Origin of the sequence: Burkholderia semiarida (genome assembly GCF_029268935.1) — a bacterium.
Classification (GTDB): Bacteria; Pseudomonadota; Gammaproteobacteria; order Burkholderiales; family Burkholderiaceae; genus Burkholderia; species Burkholderia semiarida.
This window is the reverse complement of sequence record NZ_JAHLCL010000005.1, coordinates 1302793-1322389: the sequence shown is the minus strand read 5'-3', so window position 1 is coordinate 1322389 and position 19597 is coordinate 1302793. Positions and strand designations below refer to the sequence as shown.

Here is a 19597-nt window from a genome sequence, read left to right as displayed (position 1 = left end):
CTTATTTGCCGCCGAGCGTTACAAACAGGGTCAGGAGCCCCAGCATGCCGATGATCATGGCGAACGCGTAGTGATAGATGTAACCGGATTGGAGGAAGCGGATCACGCCGGCGAACCAGCCGATGAACCGGGCGCTGCCGTTCACGAGGCCGTCGATCACCACGACGTCGCCCTCCTTCCACAGGCCGCGGCCGATCGCCACCGAACCGCGGGCGAACACCACTTCGTTGATCTTGTCCATGTAGTACTTGTTGTCCAGCAGCGTGTAGATCGGGCCGAACGCGCGGCGGATCGACGCCGGCAGCTCCGGACGCTTCAGGTACAGGAACCACGCGACGACGACACCGGCAAGCGCGAGCCACACCGGCAGGCCCGACACCGAGTGCAGGCCCATGCCCACCCAGCCGTGGAACTCCTCGGCCATCTCGGCCAGCGCCGGATGGTTTTCGCCGATGAAGATCACCTTGTCGAATGCGACGCCGTGCTGGAAGAAATCGCCGAACAGCATCGGGCTGATCGCGATCGCGCCGATGATCACCGACGGGATCGCCAGCAGGACCAGCGGCACCCACACGACCCACGGGGTCTCGTGCGGCTCGTGCGCGTGGTCGTCATGACCGTGGCCATGGCCGTGATCGTCGTGGCCGTGCGCGGCTGCCATGCCCATCGGCGACTCCGGATGCTTCGGCTTGCGGAAGCGCTCTTCGCCGTGGAACACCAGGAAGTACATGCGGAACGAGTACAGCGCGGTGACGAACACGCTCGCCACGACCGCGAAGTAGGCGAAGCCCGAGCCCGGCAGGTGCGACAGCTTCACCGCGTCGATGATCGAGTCCTTCGAGTAGAAGCCCGAGAAGAACGGCGTGCCGATCAGCGCGAGCGAGCCGACGAGCGACGTGATCCACGTGATCGGCATGTACTTGCGCAGGCCGCCCATGTTGCGCATGTCCTGGTCGTGGTGCATGCCCATGATGACCGAGCCGGCGCCGAGGAACAGCAGCGCCTTGAAGAACGCGTGCGTCATCAGGTGGAACACGGCGACCGGGTAAGCGGACACGCCGAGCGCGACGGTCATGTAGCCGAGCTGCGACAGCGTCGAGTACGCGACCACGCGCTTGATGTCGTTCTGGACGATGCCGAGGAAGCCCATGAAGAGCGCCGTGATCGCGCCGATCACCGTGATGAACGACAGCGCGGTATCCGACAGCTCGAACAGCGGCGACATGCGCGACACCATGAAGATGCCGGCCGTCACCATCGTCGCCGCGTGAATCAGCGCCGAGATCGGGGTCGGGCCTTCCATCGAATCGGGCAGCCACACATGCAGCGGGAACTGGGCCGATTTACCCATCGCGCCGATGAACAGGCAGATACAGGCAACGGTCAGCAGGCCCCAGTCGGTGCCCGGGAAGTGCAGGCTCGCGAGCTCCGCGCGCTTCGCGAACACTTCGCCGTAGTTCATCGAGCCGGCGAACGCGAGCAGCAGGCCGATGCCGAGCAGGAAGCCGAAGTCGCCCACGCGGTTCACGAGGAACGCCTTCATGTTCGCGTAGATCGCGCTTTCGCGCGTGAAGTAGAAGCCGATCAGCAGGTACGACACCAGACCCACCGCTTCCCAGCCGAAGAACAGCTGCAGGAAGTTGTTGCTCATCACGAGCATCAGCATCGAGAACGTGAACAGCGAGATGTACGAGAAGAAGCGCTGGTAGCCGTCCTCTTCCGCCATGTAGCCGATCGTGTATACGTGCACCATCAGCGAGACGAAGGTCACGACGACCATCATCATCGCGGTCAGCGAATCGACGAGGAAGCCGACCTCGAGCTTCAGCGAGCCGACGTTCATCCATTCGTAGACGGTCGCGTTGAAACTCGCGCCGCCCATCACGTCGAGGAAGACTTTCGCCGACAGGAGGAACGCGATCAATACGCCGAGGATCGTGATCCGGTGTGCGCCCTTGCGCCCGACTGCGTTCCCGAACAGCCCCGCAATCAGCGAGCCGGCCAGCGGAGCGAGCGGAATCGCCAGCAGCAGGTTTTCATTGAGTGTCGTTGACATAACAGCGTTGCCTGAAATTAACCTTTGAGCTGATCGAGATCCTCGACATTGATCGTGTCGAGCTTACGGAACAGGGTCACCAGAATCGCGAGACCGATCGCGGCTTCCGCTGCGGCGACGGTCAGCACGAAGAACACGAAGATCTGGCCGTGTACGTCGCCGAGGTAATGCGAGAACGCGACGAAGTTGGTGTTCACCGCCAGCAGCATCAGTTCGATCGACATCAGGATGATGATGACATTGCGGCGGTTCAGGAAGATCCCGACGATCGCGATCGCAAAGAGGATCGCGCCGAGCACAAGGTAGTGAGCAAGAGTCAGCATGGTTTTCTTTTCCTCCGCTTAGCCGTTGGTGCCCGAGCCGGCTTCGCTCTGCGCCGTTTCCGGCTGCGGCTTGTCCGCTTCCATCTTCACGAGGCGCACGCGGTCGTTGCGGCGCACCTTGACCTGATCCGACACGCGCTGGCGCTTGCTGTCCTTGCCCTTGCGCTCGGTCAGCCCGATCGCGGCAATGATCGCGACCAGCAGCACGAGGCCGGCGATTTCGAACGCGAAGATGTAGTCGGTGTAGATCACCTTGCCGATCAGGCGCGTATTCGACCAGTTGGCCATCTCGCCCGTCGCCATCGCATGCACGGTGTGCGTGTCGCCGTAGCCGCGCCACAGGATCAGCGCGGTTTCGATCACGATGATCGCGCCGACCACGGTTGCCATCGGGACGAAGCGCTTGAAGTCGCGGCGCAGGTAGTCGATGTTGATGTCCAGCATCATCACGACGAACAGGAACAGCACCATCACCGCGCCCACGTAGACCAGAACCAGCAGGATCGCGAGGAATTCGGCCTCCAGCAGCATCCAGATCGCGGCGGCGTTGAAGAACGCCAGCACAAGGAAAAGCGCAGACGCCACCGGGTTGCGCGAAGTGATCACCTTCAGCCCTGATACCACCAGGAGCAGCGCGAAGATGTAGAACAGTACGGTCGTGAATTCCATGATTACCGGTTCATCGTTAGGCCATAGTCAGGCGCGGCTTGCGGGACGCCCGCACCCGTCGCGGCGGCTCGGCCCGTTCATCGTTCATGCCGGGCCGGCACTGCAAACACAATCAACGATACGGCGCGTCGGCAGCCTTCGCCGCGGCGATGTCCTTCTCGTAGCGGTCGCCCACCGCGAGCAGCATTTCCTTCGTGAAATACAGGTCGCCGCGCTTTTCGCCGTGGTACTCGAGAATCTGCGTCTCGACGATCGAATCGACCGGGCAGCTCTCTTCGCAGAAACCGCAGAAGATGCACTTCGTCAGGTCGATGTCGTAGCGCGTCGTGCGGCGCGTGTTGTCCGCGCGCGTTTCCGACTCGATCGTGATCGCCAGCGCGGGGCACACGGCCTCGCACAGCTTGCACGCGATGCAGCGCTCTTCACCGTTTTCATAGCGGCGCAGTGCGTGCAGCCCGCGGAAACGCGGCGAAATCGGGGTCTTCTCTTCCGGGAACTGCACGGTGAACTTGCGCTTGAACGTGTAACGACCGGTCAGCGCGAGCCCCTTCAGCAGCTCGGTCAGGAAGAAAGTCTTAAAGAAGTGTTGGATTGCCGTCATGATTTCGTCCGATCTTTACTTCACCCAGATGTTCAGCGGCGACATCATCCAGAAGCCGACCACGACCACCCAGATCACCGTGACGGGCAGGAACACCTTCCAGCCCAGACGCATGATCTGGTCGTAACGGAAGCGCGGGAACGTCGCGCGGACCCAGATGAACACCGACAGCAGCGCGAAGACCTTCAGCACCAGCCAGAAGATGCCCGGGATGAACGACAGGAATTCGAACGGGGCGTCCCAGCCGCCGAGGAACAGCGTCGCGGCCAGTGCCGAGATCACGATCATGTTGATGTACTCGGCGAGGAAGAACAGCGCGAACGCCATGCCCGAGTAATCGATCATGTGACCCGCGACGATCTCCGACTCCCCTTCCACCACGTCGAACGGGTGACGGTTCGTTTCGGCGATGCCCGAGATGAAGTAGACGACGAACGCCGGCAGCAGCGGCAGCCAGTTCCACGACAGGAAGTTCACGCCGTGGCCGGCGAAAAAGCCGTGCTGCTGCGAACCGACGATTTCCGACAGGTTCAGGCTGCCGGCCGTCATCAGCACGAGCACCAGCGCGAAGCCCATCGAGATTTCGTACGACACCATCTGTGCCGCGGCGCGCATCGCGCCGAGGAACGCGTACTTCGAGTTCGACGCCCAGCCGGCCAGAATCACCGCGTACACGCCGATCGACGAGATCGCCATCGCGTACAGCAGGCCCGCGTTCACGTTCGCGAGCACGGCTTCCGCCTGGAACGGGATCACCGCCCACACGGCGAACGCCGGCACGACGGTCATCACCGGCGCGATCAGGTACAGCCAGCGGCTGGCGGCGCTCGGCTGAATGACTTCCTTCAGCAGCAGCTTCAGCACGTCGGCGATCGGCTGCAGCAGGCCGCCGGGGCCGACGCGGTTCGGGCCGAGACGCACGTGCATCCAGCCGATCAGCTTGCGCTCCCAGAGAATCAGGTACGCGACGCACAGCAGGATGACGACGGAGACGACGAGGATGCGCACGACTGCCCACACCGTCGGCCACGCGAAGCCGAGAAGCTCGGCCCCGCCCGCGTTGATCGTATCGAACAAGCTCATTTACGCCTTCTCCACCACCAGTTCACCGGACAGGCTGCCGAGCGCTGCGCCGGCAGGCGTCGCCGCCGACACGCGAACGACCGTCTCCGCAAGATTCGCGTCGCGCACAGCCGGCAACTGCACCGCACGCTCGCCCTGGCGCACGCGCACGGCGTCGCCTTCCTTCAAGCCCAGCTTGTCGAACAGCGCGGCCGGCAGGGCTGCGGCATGCGCCGCCTTCGCGGCGGCCGTCAGATGCAGCGCACCTGCGCGGCGCACGAGCGCGTCAGCATGATAGATCGGCACGTCGGCCAGGCGCTCGAAACCGCCGCTCGCGGCATTCGCCGCGGCGCGGGCCGGCGCGACCGACGTCTGGTTCGACAGGCGGCCCGCGACGCCGGCGTCGCCGAGCGCGGCGACACGCACTTCTTCCGCGGTCTCGTATTCGAAGTTCGGCAGGCCGAGCAGGCTGCCGAGCACGCGCAGCACCTTCCAGGCGGGGCGTGTGTCGCCGAGCGGGCGCACGACGCCGTTGAAGCTCTGCACGGTGCCTTCCGCGTTGACGAACGTACCGGCCGTTTCCGTGAACGGTGCGACGGGCAGCAGCACGTCGGCGTAGTCGAGGCCGTGCTTGAACGGCGACATCACGACGACCATCTCCGCCTGGTTCAGCGCGGCCAATGCCTGTGCCGGATCGGCGGTGTCGAATTCCGGTTCGACGTTCAGCAGCACGTAGCCCTTGCGCGGCTGCGCGAATGCTTCGCGTGCATTCAGGCCGCCTTCGCCCGGCAGCGCGCCGACGACGTGCGCACCGACCGTGTTCGCCGCTTCCGTCAGGAAACCGAACGTGGCGCCGGTGTTGTCGGCGATCCACTGCGCGACGGCGTGCAGCTTCGCGAATTGCGGATGACGGACCGCGACGTTGCCGAGCAGCACCGCGCGGCGTTCGCCGTTCGCGAGCGACTGCGCGACAGCCTGGGCCGCCGGCGACGCCGTCACGCCTGCGAGCGCGTCGGGCAGCGCGACGCCGCGCAGCTGCGCGACGGCCGCGGCGATGCCGGCCAGCTCGTCGAGCCACGCGGACGGCGCGGCGACGATGCGTTGCGCGGTCGGGATCAGCGAATCGTCGGCGGTCGCGTGCAGGAAGTGCAGCTTCGCGCCGTTCTTCGCCGCCTGACGCAGGCGCGATGCGAACAGCGGGTGGTCGCGGCGCAGGAACGAACCGACGACGAACGCGGCGTCCACGTTCGACAGATCGGCGATCGGCATGCCGAGCCACGGCGCGCCCTGGACCGGCGCCGAGAAATCCTGCTGACGCAGACGGAAGTCGACGTTCGGCGTGTTCAGTTCGTTGGCGAGCTGCTTCACGAGGAACAGCTCTTCCGCGGTGCTGTGCGCGCTCGCGAGCATCGCCAGCGCGTTCGCGCCGTGATCCGCGGCGATGCCCTTCAGGCCCTTCGCGACGTATTCGAGCGCGGTCTGCCAGTCGGTTTCGATCCACTGGCCGCCCTGCTTCAGCATCGGCTTCGTCAGGCGCTCTTCGCTGTTGAGGGCTTCATACGAGAAGCGGTCCTTGTCCGAGATCCAGCATTCGTTGATCGCTTCGTTCTCGAACGGCAGCACGCGCATCACGCGGTTGTTCTTCACCTGCACGACGAGGTTCGCGCCGACGGAATCGTGCGGGCTCACCGACTTGCGGCGCGACAGTTCCCACGTACGGGCGCTGTAGCGGAACGGCTTGCTGGTCAGCGCGCCGACCGGGCACAGGTCGATCATGTTGCCCGACATTTCGGAGTCGACCGTCTTGCCGACGAACGTCGTGATTTCCGAGTGCTCGCCGCGGCCCAGCATGCCGAACTCCATCACGCCGGCGATTTCCTGGCCGAAGCGGACGCAGCGCGTGCAGTGGATGCAGCGCGACATCTCTTCCATCGAGATCAGCGGGCCCACGTTCTTGTGGAACACCACGCGCTTTTCTTCCGAGTAGCGCGACGACGACTTGCCGTAGCCGACAGCCAGATCCTGCAGCTGACATTCGCCGCCCTGATCGCAGATCGGGCAATCGAGCGGGTGATTGATGAGGAGGAATTCCATCACCGACTGCTGCGCCTTCACGGCCTTGTCGGATTGCGTGCGCACGATCATGCCGGCCGACACGGGGGTCGCGCAGGCAGGCACGGCCTTCGGCATCTTCTCGACTTCGACGAGACACATCCGGCAATTGGCCGCGACCGACAGTTTCTTGTGATAGCAGAAGTGAGGAATGTACGTATCCGCCTTGTGCGCAGCCTGGATCACCATGCTGCCTTCGGGCACCTCGACCTTCTTGCCGTCTATTTCAAGTTCAACCATGATGGTGAATGGTCCTTAACCTATTTCCGCCCGTTCGCGCGTTCGCCCGACCGTGCGCTCAAATTCCGCAACCGGGTTCGCTCAGGCTGCCGCCGCGTGCGCGTGGCCGCCGACCATGCAGTGCTTGTGCTCGACGTGGTACGCGAATTCGTCCCAGTAGTGCTTGAGCATCCCGCGTACCGGCATCGCCGCCGCATCGCCGAGTGCACAGATCGTGCGACCCATGATGTTCTCGGCCACCGAGTTCAGCAGGTCCAGATCTTCCTGGCGGCCTTCGCCGTGCTCGATACGGTTCACGACGCGATACAGCCAGCCGGTGCCTTCGCGGCACGGCGTGCACTGGCCGCACGATTCCTCGTAGTAGAAGTACGACAGGCGCAGCAGCGAGCGCACCATGCAGCGCGTCTCATCCATCACGATCACCGCGCCGGAACCGAGCATCGAGCCCGCCTTCGCGATCGAGTCGTAGTCGAGATCGGTCTGCATCATGATGTCGCCCGGGATCACCGGCGCCGACGAACCGCCCGGAATCACGGCCTTGATCTTCTTGCCGCCGCGCATCCCGCCGGCGAGCTCCATCAGCGTCGCGAACGGCGTGCCGAGCGGCACTTCGTAGTTGCCCGGGCGCTCGACGTCGCCCGACACCGAGAAAATCTTCGTGCCGCCGTTGTTCGGCTTGCCGATCTCGAGATAATTCTGCGGCCCGATGGACAGCAGGAACGGCACCGCGGCGAACGTCTCGGTGTTGTTGATCGTGGTCGGCTTGCCGTACACGCCGAAGCTCGCCGGGAACGGCGGCTTGAAGCGCGGCTGGCCCTTCTTGCCTTCGAGCGACTCGAGCAGCGCCGTTTCCTCGCCGCAGATGTACGCGCCGTAGCCGTGGTGCGCGTGCAGCTGGAACGAGAATTCCGAGCCCATGATGTTGTCGCCGAGGAACCCGGCCGCGCGCGCTTCATCGAGCGCGGCTTCGAAGCGTCGATACACTTCGAAGATTTCGCCGTGGATGTAGTTGTAGCCGACGGTGATGCCCATCGCGTACGCGCCGATGGCCATGCCTTCGATCAGCGCGTGCGGGTTCCAGCGCAGGATGTCGCGATCCTTGAACGTGCCCGGCTCGCCTTCGTCCGAGTTGCAGACGAGGTACTTCTGCCCCGGGAACTGGCGCGGCATGAAGCTCCACTTCAGGCCGGTCGGGAAGCCCGCACCGCCGCGGCCGCGCAGGCCCGACGCCTTCACGTCGGCGATCACCTGCTCGGGCGGAATCTTTTCTTCGAGAATGCGGCGCAGCTGCTTGTAGCCGCCGCGCGCAACGTAATCTTCGAGGTGCCAGTTCTCGCCGTTCAGACCAGCGAGGATCAGCGGTTTGATGTGACGGTCGTGGAGGGACGTCATTTCGAGAGCTCCTCAAGCAGCTGGTCGATCTTCTCGCGGCTCATGAAGCTGCACATTCTGTGATTGTTCACCAGCAGCACCGGCGCATCGCCGCACGAGCCCATGCATTCGCCTTCCTTCAGCGTGAACTTGCCGTCGGGCGTGGTCTCGCCGAAGCCGATGCCCAGCTTCTGTTTCAGGTAGTCGGCAGTCGCTTCCGCGCCGCCGTGCGGGCCGAGCTGGCACGGCAGGTTCGTGCAGAGCGTGATCTTGTGCTTGCCGACCGGTTTGAGCTCGTACATCGTGTAGAACGTCGCGACTTCCTGCACGGCGACGGCCGGCATGCCGAGATAGTCCGCGACGAACTGCATCAGTTCGGGCGACAGCCAGCCATGCTCTTCCTGAGCCACGGCCAACGCCGACATCACGGCGGACTGTTTCTGATCGGCGGGATACTTCGTCAACGCTCGATCGATTTCCTTCAGGCCTTCAGCTGAGATCATTTTCAGACACGACTCTTTCAATTCCTACCGAACGAACAACCTGCCGCACACTGGGGTGCATGGACGGCAGACCTGGCGCTCACTCTGTTGACAGCTTGCGAAGCCGCGCCAGTTCGGCGCATACCGCATGGTGCTTCGCGTGTGACTGACTGCTCGCCGCCCGCGCTCGCGGGCGGCGCAACCATTAGCGATCGATTTCGCCGAACACGATGTCCTGCGTACCGATGATCGTGACGGCGTCGGCGATCATGTGACCGCGCGCCATTTCGTCGAGCGACGCCAGGTGCGCGAAACCCGGCGCGCGAATCTTGAGGCGATACGGCTTGTTGGCGCCGTCCGACACGAGGTAGATGCCGAATTCACCCTTCGGATGCTCGACCGCCGCGTACGCTTCGCCTTCCGGCACATGGAAACCTTCGGTGAAGAGCTTGAAGTGGTGAATCAAGTCTTCCATGTTGGTCTTCATGCCGACGCGCGACGGCGGGGCAACCTTGTGATTGTCCGTCATCACCGGCCCCGGATTCTTGCGGAGCCACTCAATACACTGTTTCGCGATGCGGACCGACTGGCGCATTTCTTCGACGCGCACCAGATAGCGGTCGTAGCAATCGCCGTTCACGCCGACCGGCACGTCGAAATCCATCCGATCGTACACTTCGTAGGGCTGCTTCTTGCGCAGGTCCCACGCGATGCCCGAGCCGCGCAGCATCGGGCCCGTCAGGCCCATCTGCAGCGCACGTTCCGGGCTCACCACGCCGATCCCGACCAGACGCTGTTTCCAGATCCGGTTGTCGGTCAGCAGCGTTTCGTATTCGTCGACGCACTTCGGGAAGCGCGTGAAGAAATCGTCGATGAAGTCGAGCACCGAGCCGCTGCGCGCCTCGTTCATCTTCGCGAGCGCCTTCTCGTTGCGAATCTTCGACGCCTTGTATTGCGGCATTGCGTCAGGCAGATCGCGGTAGACGCCGCCCGGACGATAGTAGGCCGCGTGCATCCGGGCGCCGGACACCGCTTCGTACACGTCCATCAGGTCTTCGCGTTCACGGAATGCGTACAGGAACACGGCCATCGCGCCGACGTCGAGCGCGTGCGCGCCGATCCACATCAGGTGGTTCAGCACGCGTGTAATTTCGTCGAACAGCACGCGGATGTACTGCGCGCGCTCCGGCACGTCGATGCCGAGCAGCTTTTCGATCGCGAGCACGTAGCCGTGCTCGTTGACCATCATCGACACGTAGTCGAGACGGTCCATGTACGGCACGGACTGGATGAAGGTTTTGGATTCGGCGAGCTTTTCCGTCGCGCGATGCAGCAGGCCGATGTGCGGATCGGCACGCTGGATGACTTCGCCGTCGAGCTCGAGCACGAGGCGCAGCACGCCGTGCGCTGCCGGGTGCTGCGGGCCGAAGTTGAGCGTGTAGTTCTTGATTTCTGCCATGACGCCCCCTTAATGTTTCAGACCGCCATAGCGATCCTCGCGGATCACGCGCGGCGTGATTTCGCGCGGCTCGATCGTCACCGGCTGGTACACGACCCGCTTCTCTTCCGGGTCGTAACGCATTTCGACGTAGCCCGACACCGGGAAGTCCTTGCGGAACGGGTGACCGATGAAGCCGTAGTCGGTGAGGATGCGGCGCAGGTCGGGGTGGCCTTCGAACACGATGCCGTACAGGTCGAACGCTTCGCGCTCGTACCAGTTCGCGGAAGCCCAGATGTCGACCAGCGACGCCACGATCGGCAGATCGTCGTCCGGCGCGAACACGCGCAGGCGCAGGCGCCAGTTGTTCGTGACCGACAGCAGGTGCGACACGGCCGCGAAGCGCGGGCCGTCGTAGGCGCCGTCGCCGAAGGTCTGGTAGTCGACGCCGCAGAGGTCGATCAGTTGCTCGAAACGGAGCTTCGGATCGTCGCGCAGCGTCTTTGCGACTTCGAGGTAATCGCTCGCCTTCACGACGAGCGTCAATTCACCGATCGCTTCGGTGAGGCTCACCACGCGCGCGCCGAGCGCGGCTTCGAGGTTCGCCTTCAGGGTCTCGATTTTGCTTGCCATATTGAGGGGACGCTCGGGGCTTTATTGACGGGCGATGGTATTGGTGCGGCGGATCTTCGCCTGCAACTGGATCACGCCGTAGACCAGCGCCTCGGCCGTGGGCGGGCAGCCCGGCACGTAGACGTCGACCGGCACGATCCGGTCGCAGCCGCGGACCACCGAGTACGAGTAGTGGTAGTAACCACCGCCGTTCGCGCACGACCCCATCGAGATCACCCAGCGCGGCTCGGCCATCTGGTCGTACACGCGGCGCAGCGCGGGCGCCATCTTGTTGCACAGCGTGCCGGCGACGATCATCACGTCCGACTGACGCGGGCTCGGGCGGAACACGACGCCGAACCGGTCCAGATCGTAACGGGCCGCGCCCGCATGCATCATCTCGACGGCGCAACACGCGAGCCCGAACGTCATCGGCCACAGCGAGCCGGTACGCGTCCAGTTGATCAGCTTGTCAGCCGTCGTGGTGACAAACCCTTCCTTCAAGACCCCTTCGATACTCATTTGCTTTCCACTCCAGACGAGCGACCGAGCGCGGCCGCCCATGCAAACCGGCGATTAACCCATCACTCCCAGTCGAGCCCGCCTTTCTTCCAGATATAGGCAAAGCCCAGCAGGAATTCGAGCAGAAAAATCATCATTGCGATGAAACCCGGCCAGCCGATGTCCCGGAGCGCGACGCCCCACGGGAACAGGAATGCGGTTTCGAGATCGAAGATGATGAACAGGATGGCGACGAGGTAGTACCGGACGTCGAATTTCATCCGGGCGTCTTCAAAGGCTTCGAAGCCGCACTCGTACGGTGCGTTCTTCTCGACGTCCGGCTTGTTGGGACCAAGGAGCTTGCCGATGCTGACCAGCGCTATACCTAAACCAGTGCCCACGAGGAGGAACAACAAGACGGGGTAATAGGCTGCGAGGTTCAAGGCAATCCTCTATCGGTTGGTTCTGAGCGTCCGGAGAATACCACTTCCGGCGGAAGGAATCATTTCGGAGTACAGGCGATCGCAAGACAACCGCAAGCACACCCCAGAAATGAAAAATGCCAGCCACTAGAAGCGGCTGGCATTGAGTAACTTTGGTGCCGACGGCGAGACTCGAACTCGCACAGCTTTCGCCACTACCCCCTCAAGATAGCGTGTCTACCAATTTCACCACGTCGGCACTGCATGCAACTCGGGTTGTGCTGCTGGTTCCCGCGAATCGCTTCAAGAATTAAATTCTAACCCGAGTCCTGGATTTGTTCAACGCACAACCGCAAAAAAATTAACTTTTTATTTCGGGACATCCTGGCCCGGCGCGCTCGCGGCCGAACCGGCGGCGGCGGACGCCGCGACAGCCGGCGCCGATGCCGCAGGGGCCGATGCCGGCGCCGTCGCGGCCGTGCCGAGCACGCCCGCCGACGGCGTCGACTTGTACGAACCGAGGTAAGTCAGCGCGAGCGTCGCGACGAAGAAGATCGTCGCGAGAATGCCCGTCGTGCGCGACAGGAAGTTCGCCGAGCCCGTCGCGCCGAACAGGCTGCCCGACGCGCCGCTGCCGAAGGCGGCGCCCATGTCGGCACCCTTGCCGTGCTGCAGCAGCACGAGCCCAATCACACCGAGTGCCGACAGCACCTGCACCACAATAATCAGCGTCTTGAATAACAGCATCACACCCACCCGATTGGATCGGGCGACCGGACCGACCGGCCGCCGTCATGGTTCAATTCGATCCCGGACCGCTCAACGCGCGGCCCGGCAGATCGCCAGGAAATCTTCCGCCTTCAGCGACGCGCCGCCGATCAGGCCGCCGTCGATGTCCGGCTGCGCGAACAACTCTTCCGCGTTGTCCGGCTTCACGCTGCCGCCGTACAGCACGGACACGTCCGCCGCACCCTTTGCCGCCAGGCGCGCACGGAGGAACGCGTGTACGTCCTGCGCCTGCGCCGACGTCGCGCTCTTGCCGGTGCCGATCGCCCAGACCGGCTCGTACGCGACGACGATGTGCGCGGCCTCGTCAGCCGTCAGCACGGCCAGCACCGCGTCGAGCTGCGCACCGACGACCTGCTCGGTCGCACCCGACTCGCGCTCGTCGAGCGTCTCGCCGACGCACACGACCGGCGTGAGGCCGGCCGCGAGTGCGCGCTGCGTCTTCGCCGCGACCGTCTCGTTGCTTTCGCCGTGATACGCGCGACGCTCCGAATGACCGACGATCGCATACTGCGCGCCGAACTCCGCCACCATCGCGGCCGCCACCTCACCGGTGAACGCGCCTTGCTCGTGCGCGGACACGTCCTGCGCACCGAACGCGACACGGCCACCGCCGAGCTGGGCCTGAACCTGCGCGAGATACGGGAACGGCACGCACACGCCGATCGACGTTTCAGCCGCCACCAAGCCCGCACCCTGCACCACTTCGTTCAGCAGCGCCTGGTTGCCGGCCAGCCGGCCGTGCATCTTCCAGTTGCCGATCACTCGCTTTGTTCGTTGTTTCGACATCGTGTCTGTCTCGTCACTATCTTGTCATTAACGTGCCGGAACCCGGCCGTCAGGTTGGATCTGGCGAAGCAAACCCGCGATTTTACTGCGCGCGGCTTGAACCGGTCAAACCGCGCATGTCAAGCCCGCCGCACGGGCCGTCACGCGTTCGCGCCCCAATCAAGCACGATCTTGCCGATGTGCTCGCCGCCCTCCATCAGCGCATGCGCCTGCGCGGCCTCGCCGGCCGGCAGCACACGATAGATCACGGGCTTGATGCGACCGTCGGCCAGCAGCGGCCACACGCGCGCCTTCAACTGCGCGGCGATGCGCGCCTTGAACTCGACCGGACGCGGGCGCAGCGTCGAGCCCGTCACCGTCAGCCGGCGGCGCAGGATCTCGTTGAGGTTGACCTCGGCCTTCGCACCGCCGAGCAGCGCGATCAGCACGAGGCGGCCGCCGTCCGCGAGCGCGGACAACTCGCGCGGCACGTACGCGCCCGCCACCATGTCGAGGATCACGTCGACGCCGCGATCGTGCGTCAGCGACTTCACGACTTCGACGAAGTCTTCGGTCTTGTAGTCGATCGCGCGCTCGGCGCCGAGCGCCTCGCACGCACGGCACTTGTCGGCGGTGCCGGCCGTCGCGAACACGCGAAAGCCGAGCGCATGCGCGATCTGGATCGCCGTCACGCCGATGCCGCTCGAGCCGCCCTGCACGAGCAGCGTCTCCTGTTCGCCGCCCTCGCCCGCGCCGAGCCGCGCGCGGTCGAACACGTTGCTCCACACGGTGAAGAACGTCTCGGGCAGCGACGCGGCTTCGATATCGGTGAGACCGTCCGGCACCGGCAGACACTGCGGCAGCGGCGCGACCGCATATTCGGCATAGCCGCCGCCCGCGAGCAACGCGCACACGCGATCGCCGAGCTTCAGGCCGAACGGGTTCAGTGCCGCATCGGACACATCGCCGCCGACGATCTCGCCCGCGACCTCGAGGCCCGGCAGATCCGACGCACCCGGCGGCGGCGCATAGGCGCCCTTGCGCTGGAACACGTCGGGCCGGTTCACGCCGGAAGCCGCCACCTTGATCAGCACCTCGCCGCGCTTCGGTTCGGGGCGCGGACGCTCCGCGAGCTTCAGCACGTCGGGCGCGCCGAATTCGGTGATTTCGATGGCTTTCATGGTGAGAATCGCTCCAGGATCGGAATCGGATGGCACGCGCGCGCACGGCGCGAGCGCCTCGCCGGCGCTGCTGCGCCGCGCAACGATGCTACAGAAAAAACGGCCGGCACGCTTTCGCACTGCCGGCCGTTGATCCGCCTGTCCGCTTACTGCTGCGGCGGCGTATCCGACTGCGCTGCCGCCGCTGCTTCATTCAGCAGCGCCTTGGCCGACAGACGCACGCGACCCTTCTCGTCCGTCTGGATCACCTTGACCTTCACCTGCTGACCTTCCTTCAGGTAGTCGTTGATGTCCTTCACGCGCTCGTTGACGATTTCCGAGATGTGCAGCAGGCCGTCCTTGCCGGGCAGCAGGTTCACGATCGCACCGAAATCGAGCAGCTTGAGCACCGTGCCTTCGTACACCTGGCCGACTTCGATCTCGGCCGTGATTTGCTCGATGCGCTTCTTCGCTTCGGCCATGCCTTCGCTGCTCGTGCTCGCGATCGTCACGACGCCGTCGTCCGAGATGTCGATGGTCGTGCCCGTTTCTTCCGTCAGCGCGCGGATCACCGAACCGCCCTTGCCGATCACGTCGCGGATCTTTTCCGGGTTGATCTTGATCGTGATCATGCGCGGCGCGAATTCCGACAGTTGCGTGTTCGCACCCGACACCGCCGACGTCATCTTGCCGAGGATGTGCAGGCGGCCTTCCTTCGCCTGCGCGAGCGCGACCTGCATGATTTCCTTCGTGATGCCCTGGATCTTGATGTCCATCTGCAGCGCCGTCACGCCTTGCTCCGTGCCGGCCACCTTGAAGTCCATGTCGCCGAGGTGATCTTCGTCGCCGAGGATGTCGGTCAGCACCGCGAACTTGTTGCCTTCGAGGATCAGGCCCATCGCGATACCGGCGACGTGCGCCTTCATCGGCACGCCGGCGTCCATCAGCGCGAGGCAGCCGCCGCACACCGACGCCATCGACGACGAACCGTTCGACTCGGTGATTTCCGACACGACGCGGATCGAGTAGCCGAATTCGTCGGCGCTCGGCAGGCACTTGACCAGCGCGCGTTTCGCGAGGCGGCCGTGGCCGATTTCGCGGCGCTTCGGCGAGCCGACGCGGCCCGTTTCGCCGGTCGCGAACGGGGGCATGTTGTAGTGGAGCATGAAGCGCTCGCGGTATTCGCCTTCGAGCGCGTCGATGATCTGCTCGTCACCCTTCGTGCCGAGCGTCGCGACGACCAGCGCCTGCGTTTCGCCGCGCGTGAACAGCGCCGAGCCGTGGGTGCGCGGCAGCACGCCGGTGCGGATCTCGATCGGGCGCACGGTGCGCGTGTCGCGACCGTCGATGCGCGGCTCGCCGTTCAGGATCTGCGAACGGACGATCTTCGCTTCGATGTCGAACAGGATATTGCCGACCGTGGCCTTGTCGGCCGCGACCGTGCCGGCCGCCAGCGCGTCTTCCTCGAGCTTCGCCGAGGTCGCCGCGTAGACTTCCTTCAGCTTCGCCGAGCGCGCCTGCTTGTCGCGGAGCTGGTAAGCGGCGAGCAGATCGTTCTGCGCGAGCTCGGTCACGCGTGCGATCAGCGCCTCGTTCTTCGGCGCCGGCTGCCAGTCCCACTCGGGCTTGCCGCCATCGCGCACCAGTTCGTGGATCGCGTCGATCGCGACCTGCATCTGCTCGTGGCCGAACACCACGGCGCCCAGCATCACTTCTTCCGACAGCTGATCGGCTTCCGACTCGACCATCAGCACGGCGCGCTCCGTACCCGCGACGACGAGGTCGAGGCTCGATGCCTTGAGCTGGTCACGCGTCGGGTTCAACACGTACGCGTTGTCGATGTACGCCACGCGCGCGGCACCGACCGGGCCGTTGAACGGCAGGCCCGACACGGCGAGCGCGGCCGATGCGCCGATCAGCGCGGGGATGTCCGCCGGGATTTCCGGGTTCACGGACAGCACGTGGATCACGACCTGGACTTCGTTGTAGAAGCCTTCCGGGAACAGCGGGCGCAGCGGGCGGTCGATCAGGCGCGACGTCAGCGTCTCGTGCTCCGACGGACGGCCTTCGCGACGGAAGAAGCCGCCCGGGATCTTGCCGGCCGAGTAGGTCTTCTCGAGGTAGTCGACGGTCAGCGGGAAGAAATCCTGGCCCGGCTTCGCCGACTTCGCGCCGACGACGGTTGCCAGCACGACGGTATCCTCGACGTCGACGATCACGGCGCCGCTTGCCTGGCGAGCGACTTCACCGGTTTCGAGGCGCACCTTGTGCTGGCCCCACTGGAATTCCTTCACGACCTTGTTGAACATGGACATGGTTGCTCCTTTGTATTCATGCATTTCATTCGCCGCGCCGGCGACCCCCGCGCGGCGGCGTCCCGACCGAATCACCCGGAGCAAGGTGTGTTTTTTATGCCATTCCAGCGCGGCGCTCACGCAGCGACGCGCTGGAATGACACAAATCCTGCCCCGGTATCGGTCGTGGCGGCGGCCCCGCACGAACGTGCCGGACAGCCTGCGATGCGTGTGACGCTACGCACCGCGCAAAAACAAAATGCCTGTATCAGCGGACTGACACAGGCATCTTGCTGGCGGCAATCGCCTCGATTACTTACGCAGACCCAGCTTCTCGATCAGTGCGCGGTAACGATCGGCATCCTTGCCCTTGAGGTAGTCGAGCAGCTTGCGGCGGCGGCTCACCATGCGCAGCAGGCCGCGGCGGCTGTGGTGATCCTTCGCGTGGGTCTTGAAGTGACCCGTCAGTTCGACGATACGTGCGGTCAGCAGTGCGACCTGGACTTCGGGCGACCCCGTGTCGTTGGTACCGCGGGCGAACTGAGCAACGACTTCCGACTTCTTGATATCTGCAACAGACATGTGATTTCCTTTCTAACTGAACAGGCGGACACGGAAGAATGGCCGTGCCGTGACTTACAACCGGCGCGCATTGTAGCACAACTCGGTGCCGTTCTTGCCGCCTCCCGTCACGGGCGCGTCATCGAGCACGTCGACGGCATCTCCGTGCGCTGCGCCGGCACCGCCAGGACCGTCCGGAAGCCGTAGCCCGATCCCTCGTTGTCGAAGCGCACGCCCGGCGTGCCGACCTTGTCCATTTCCATCACGTAAAGGGGCTGGATCAGTTGGTGATCCTGCGCGCGCATCCGCGACGCGTGGAAGCCGTCGTCGAACGGCAGGCCCTCGAGCGCACGCGCGACCGCGACGGGGTCGGCCGAACCCGCGCGGGTCATCGCGGCGGCCAGCATCTCGATCATCTGGCTCATCCGCCGCACCGGATAGTCGTCCTGCGCGGCCGGGAAACGGGTGCGGAACGCGCGGTAGAACGCGTCGGATCTGGCGCCGCCGGCGTTCGGATGCCAGTCGGCCACCGCCACGACGCGGCCGACGCCCGCGTCGCCCAGGGCCGCCGGCGCGCCGAGGCTGTTGCCGTAGAACGTATAGAACTTCGCGTTCAGCCCCTGTTCGCGCGCCGCCTTCACGAGCAGCGTGAGGTCGTTGCCCCAGTTGCCGGTCACGACGGCGTCCGCGCCGCTCGCCCGGATCTTCGCGATATACGGCGAGAAATCCTTGATCCGGCCGATCGGGTGGAATTCGTCGCCGGCGATCGTCACGTCCGGGCGCCGCGCGGCCAGCGCCTGCCGCGCGAGGGTGCTGACGTCATGGCCGAAGCTGTAGTCCTGATTCAGCAGATAGACCTTGCGCAGCGCGCGATCGCGCGCCATCACGTCCGCGAGGGCGGCCATTCGCATGCCGGCGTGCGCATCGAAGCGGAAATGCCAGAAACTGCAGCGCGCGCCGGTCAGCGCCGGATCGTCCGCCGAGTAGTTCAGGAACAGCATCCGGTTGTCCGGATCGCGCGCGTTCAGCTTGTCGAGCGCCGCGACGAGCGCGGCGGCGACGGCCGAGCTGTTGCCCTGCGCGACGAAGCCGATATGCCGATCGGCCGCCGCGCGCAACTGCACGAGCGCCTCTTCCGGGCTGCCCTTGCTGTCGAGCACGACGAGTTCGAGCGGGTGCGCGCCGTCGCGCAGTTTCACGCCGCCCGCCGCATTGACCTGCTCGACGCCGAAGCGCAGGTTGCGCTCGACCGCCGCGCCCGCGTTCGCGAACGGGCCCGACATCCCTTCGATCAGCGCGATCCGCACCGGCTCGCCGCCGGCACACGCGGACGACACCAGCATCCACCCCGCGCTCCACGCGAGCGCCCACCGCTTCCATCCCTGCATCGGCCACCTGCCCTTCAATCTGCCCGAGAAGCGCGGATCATAGGCCGGTGCGCCGGCCGCCCGCAAGCGCGCGGGCCCGATCCGCATCGATTTTTTCCTGCCGATGCGCGATCGCGCGCCGTCCGTGATAAAACGGGACCTGTTTCCGTGTTCTGGAGAATCCGATGCGCATTCGCATTCCCGCGCGCCTGCCGGTGCTCGCCGCCTGCGCCGCCGCGCTGCTGGCCGGTTGCGCGCAACCGTGGCAGCAATACCAGGCCGGCCAGGACGAGTCGGCGATCGTCGCGCGCATGGGCCCGCCGCGTGAGATCTACGACCTGCCCGGCGGCGGCAAGCGCCTGATGTGGCCGACCCAGCCGATGGGCGAGATCACGATCGCGGCCGACGTCGATGCCGCCCACCGGATCGTCAACGTGCGCCAGGTGCTGCAGCCGAGCGAGTTCTATCGCGCGGAGATCGGCAAGTGGACGAAAACCGACGTCCTCGTCAATTTCGGGCGCCCGGTCGAGACCTCCTACTTCCCGCTGATGAAGCGCGAGGTATGGACGTACCGGTATCTCGAGGACAACGTCTGGTACATGATGTACAGCTTCTACTTCGATCCGCAGGGCATCCTGCGCACCACGCAGAAAACGCCGGACCCGCTGCACGATCCCGATCGCCGCACCCTGTTCTGACCGATTGCGCATCGACACGCAATTGTCGCAATGGCCATTCACGAATGATTGCCGAATGGCCATTTCATTTTTTC

19 protein-coding genes and 1 tRNA gene are annotated in these 19597 nt (G+C 64.8%); 1 reads left to right on the top strand and 19 read right to left on the bottom strand.

Translation table 11 applies throughout. The features are described 5' to 3' along the window. Position 1: 1 nt before the first annotated feature. The 19 genes from nuoL to KPB06_RS12790 form a co-directional block, all read right to left on the bottom strand. Positions 2–2056, bottom strand: coding sequence for an NADH-quinone oxidoreductase subunit L (gene nuoL / locus KPB06_RS12880; RefSeq protein ID WP_059583601.1), 2055 nt, complete (start codon positions 2054–2056; stop codon positions 2–4). 17 nt (positions 2057–2073) lie between these two features. Next, positions 2074–2379, bottom strand: a complete 306-nt coding sequence (nuoK, locus tag KPB06_RS12875; RefSeq protein ID WP_006478272.1) for an NADH-quinone oxidoreductase subunit NuoK — start codon at positions 2377–2379, stop codon at positions 2074–2076. 18 nt (positions 2380–2397) lie between these two features. After that, positions 2398–3048, bottom strand: a complete 651-nt coding sequence (locus KPB06_RS12870; RefSeq protein WP_011545812.1) for an NADH-quinone oxidoreductase subunit J — start codon at positions 3046–3048, stop codon at positions 2398–2400. 112 nt (positions 3049–3160) lie between these two features. Then, on the bottom strand, positions 3161–3649 hold the full coding sequence (gene nuoI / locus KPB06_RS12865) for an NADH-quinone oxidoreductase subunit NuoI (RefSeq protein WP_006478270.1): 489 nt from the start codon (positions 3647–3649) through the stop codon (positions 3161–3163). A gap of 15 nt (positions 3650–3664) precedes the next feature. After that, entirely contained in the window at positions 3665–4732 is a 1068-nt protein-coding gene (nuoH, locus tag KPB06_RS12860) for an NADH-quinone oxidoreductase subunit NuoH (protein ID WP_034207963.1), read from the bottom strand. Beyond that, positions 4733–7063: an NADH-quinone oxidoreductase subunit NuoG gene (nuoG, locus tag KPB06_RS12855; RefSeq protein WP_059583603.1), complete on the bottom strand. Its 2331-nt coding sequence runs from the start codon at positions 7061–7063 to the stop codon at positions 4733–4735. It lies immediately after the preceding gene. A gap of 81 nt (positions 7064–7144) precedes the next feature. Beyond that, on the bottom strand, positions 7145–8455 hold the full coding sequence (gene nuoF, locus KPB06_RS12850) for an NADH-quinone oxidoreductase subunit NuoF (protein ID WP_006478267.1): 1311 nt from the start codon (positions 8453–8455) through the stop codon (positions 7145–7147). Then, entirely contained in the window at positions 8452–8937 is a 486-nt protein-coding gene (gene nuoE / locus KPB06_RS12845) for an NADH-quinone oxidoreductase subunit NuoE (protein ID WP_006478266.1), read from the bottom strand. Before nuoE ends, nuoF begins: the two co-directional genes overlap by 4 nt. 184 nt (positions 8938–9121) lie before the next feature. After that, on the bottom strand, positions 9122–10375 hold the full coding sequence (locus KPB06_RS12840; RefSeq protein WP_059583605.1) for an NADH-quinone oxidoreductase subunit D: 1254 nt from the start codon (positions 10373–10375) through the stop codon (positions 9122–9124). Between the two features lie 9 nt (positions 10376–10384). Then, entirely contained in the window at positions 10385–10987 is a 603-nt protein-coding gene (locus KPB06_RS12835) for an NADH-quinone oxidoreductase subunit C (protein WP_059583606.1), read from the bottom strand. Between the two features lie 21 nt (positions 10988–11008). After that, on the bottom strand, positions 11009–11488 hold the full coding sequence (locus tag KPB06_RS12830) for a NuoB/complex I 20 kDa subunit family protein (protein ID WP_006398799.1): 480 nt from the start codon (positions 11486–11488) through the stop codon (positions 11009–11011). Positions 11489–11550: 62 nt separating this feature from the next. Next, positions 11551–11910, bottom strand: coding sequence for an NADH-quinone oxidoreductase subunit A (locus KPB06_RS12825; RefSeq protein WP_006398798.1), 360 nt, complete (start codon positions 11908–11910; stop codon positions 11551–11553). 153 nt (positions 11911–12063) lie between these two features. Beyond that, a tRNA-Leu gene (locus tag KPB06_RS12820) sits at positions 12064–12148 on the bottom strand. 110 nt (positions 12149–12258) lie between these two features. Beyond that, positions 12259–12636 (bottom strand): preprotein translocase subunit SecG, encoded by a 378-nt coding sequence (gene secG, locus KPB06_RS12815; RefSeq protein WP_059533209.1) that lies wholly within the window; start codon positions 12634–12636, stop codon positions 12259–12261. A gap of 72 nt (positions 12637–12708) precedes the next feature. After that, positions 12709–13464 carry a triose-phosphate isomerase gene (gene tpiA / locus KPB06_RS12810; protein WP_059583608.1) on the bottom strand — a complete coding sequence of 252 codons (756 nt, stop codon included), beginning with the start codon at positions 13462–13464 and terminating at the stop codon, positions 12709–12711. 140 nt (positions 13465–13604) lie between these two features. Beyond that, a complete protein-coding gene (locus tag KPB06_RS12805; protein WP_059583610.1) occupies positions 13605–14624 on the bottom strand; it encodes an NAD(P)H-quinone oxidoreductase in 1020 nt (339 codons plus the stop codon). A gap of 146 nt (positions 14625–14770) precedes the next feature. Beyond that, entirely contained in the window at positions 14771–16918 is a 2148-nt protein-coding gene (gene pnp / locus KPB06_RS12800; protein WP_059583611.1) for a polyribonucleotide nucleotidyltransferase, read from the bottom strand. A 291-nt stretch (positions 16919–17209) separates the two neighbouring features. Next, complete coding sequence (gene rpsO / locus KPB06_RS12795) at positions 17210–17479, bottom strand: 30S ribosomal protein S15 (protein WP_006398792.1); 270 nt, start codon at positions 17477–17479, stop codon at positions 17210–17212. Between the two features lie 107 nt (positions 17480–17586). Continuing rightward, the gene (locus KPB06_RS12790; protein ID WP_059583613.1) at positions 17587–18846 is read right to left on the bottom strand and encodes a branched-chain amino acid ABC transporter substrate-binding protein; all 1260 of its coding nucleotides are present in this window, start codon (positions 18844–18846) and stop codon (positions 17587–17589) included. A 164-nt stretch (positions 18847–19010) separates the two neighbouring features. On the opposite strand from KPB06_RS12790, the gene KPB06_RS12785 reads away from it, so the two are divergent. After that, positions 19011–19523: a hypothetical protein gene (locus tag KPB06_RS12785; protein WP_059583614.1), complete on the top strand. Its 513-nt coding sequence runs from the start codon at positions 19011–19013 to the stop codon at positions 19521–19523. Positions 19524–19597 lie beyond the last annotated feature (74 nt).

Coding starts and splice junctions, on each gene's coding strand:
- nuoL (WP_059583601.1), bottom strand. CDS start 2,056: ATGTCAACGACACTCAATGAAAACCTGCTGCTGGCGATTCCGCTCGCT.
- nuoK (WP_006478272.1), bottom strand. CDS start 2,379: ATGCTGACTCTTGCTCACTACCTTGTGCTCGGCGCGATCCTCTTTGCG.
- KPB06_RS12870 (WP_011545812.1), bottom strand. CDS start 3,048: ATGGAATTCACGACCGTACTGTTCTACATCTTCGCGCTGCTCCTGGTG.
- nuoI (WP_006478270.1), bottom strand. CDS start 3,649: ATGACGGCAATCCAACACTTCTTTAAGACTTTCTTCCTGACCGAGCTG.
- nuoH (WP_034207963.1), bottom strand. CDS start 4,732: ATGAGCTTGTTCGATACGATCAACGCGGGCGGGGCCGAGCTTCTCGGC.
- nuoG (WP_059583603.1), bottom strand. CDS start 7,063: ATGGTTGAACTTGAAATAGACGGCAAGAAGGTCGAGGTGCCCGAAGGC.
- nuoF (WP_006478267.1), bottom strand. CDS start 8,455: ATGACGTCCCTCCACGACCGTCACATCAAACCGCTGATCCTCGCTGGT.
- nuoE (WP_006478266.1), bottom strand. CDS start 8,937: ATGATCTCAGCTGAAGGCCTGAAGGAAATCGATCGAGCGTTGACGAAG.
- KPB06_RS12840 (WP_059583605.1), bottom strand. CDS start 10,375: ATGGCAGAAATCAAGAACTACACGCTCAACTTCGGCCCGCAGCACCCG.
- KPB06_RS12835 (WP_059583606.1), bottom strand. CDS start 10,987: ATGGCAAGCAAAATCGAGACCCTGAAGGCGAACCTCGAAGCCGCGCTC.
- KPB06_RS12830 (WP_006398799.1), bottom strand. CDS start 11,488: ATGAGTATCGAAGGGGTCTTGAAGGAAGGGTTTGTCACCACGACGGCT.
- secG (WP_059533209.1), bottom strand. CDS start 12,636: ATGCTGTTATTCAAGACGCTGATTATTGTGGTGCAGGTGCTGTCGGCA.
- tpiA (WP_059583608.1), bottom strand. CDS start 13,464: ATGTCGAAACAACGAACAAAGCGAGTGATCGGCAACTGGAAGATGCAC.
- KPB06_RS12805 (WP_059583610.1), bottom strand. CDS start 14,624: ATGAAAGCCATCGAAATCACCGAATTCGGCGCGCCCGACGTGCTGAAG.
- pnp (WP_059583611.1), bottom strand. CDS start 16,918: ATGTCCATGTTCAACAAGGTCGTGAAGGAATTCCAGTGGGGCCAGCAC.
- rpsO (WP_006398792.1), bottom strand. CDS start 17,479: ATGTCTGTTGCAGATATCAAGAAGTCGGAAGTCGTTGCTCAGTTCGCC.
- KPB06_RS12790 (WP_059583613.1), bottom strand. CDS start 18,846: ATGCAGGGATGGAAGCGGTGGGCGCTCGCGTGGAGCGCGGGGTGGATG.
- KPB06_RS12785 (WP_059583614.1), top strand. CDS start 19,011: ATGCGCATTCGCATTCCCGCGCGCCTGCCGGTGCTCGCCGCCTGCGCC.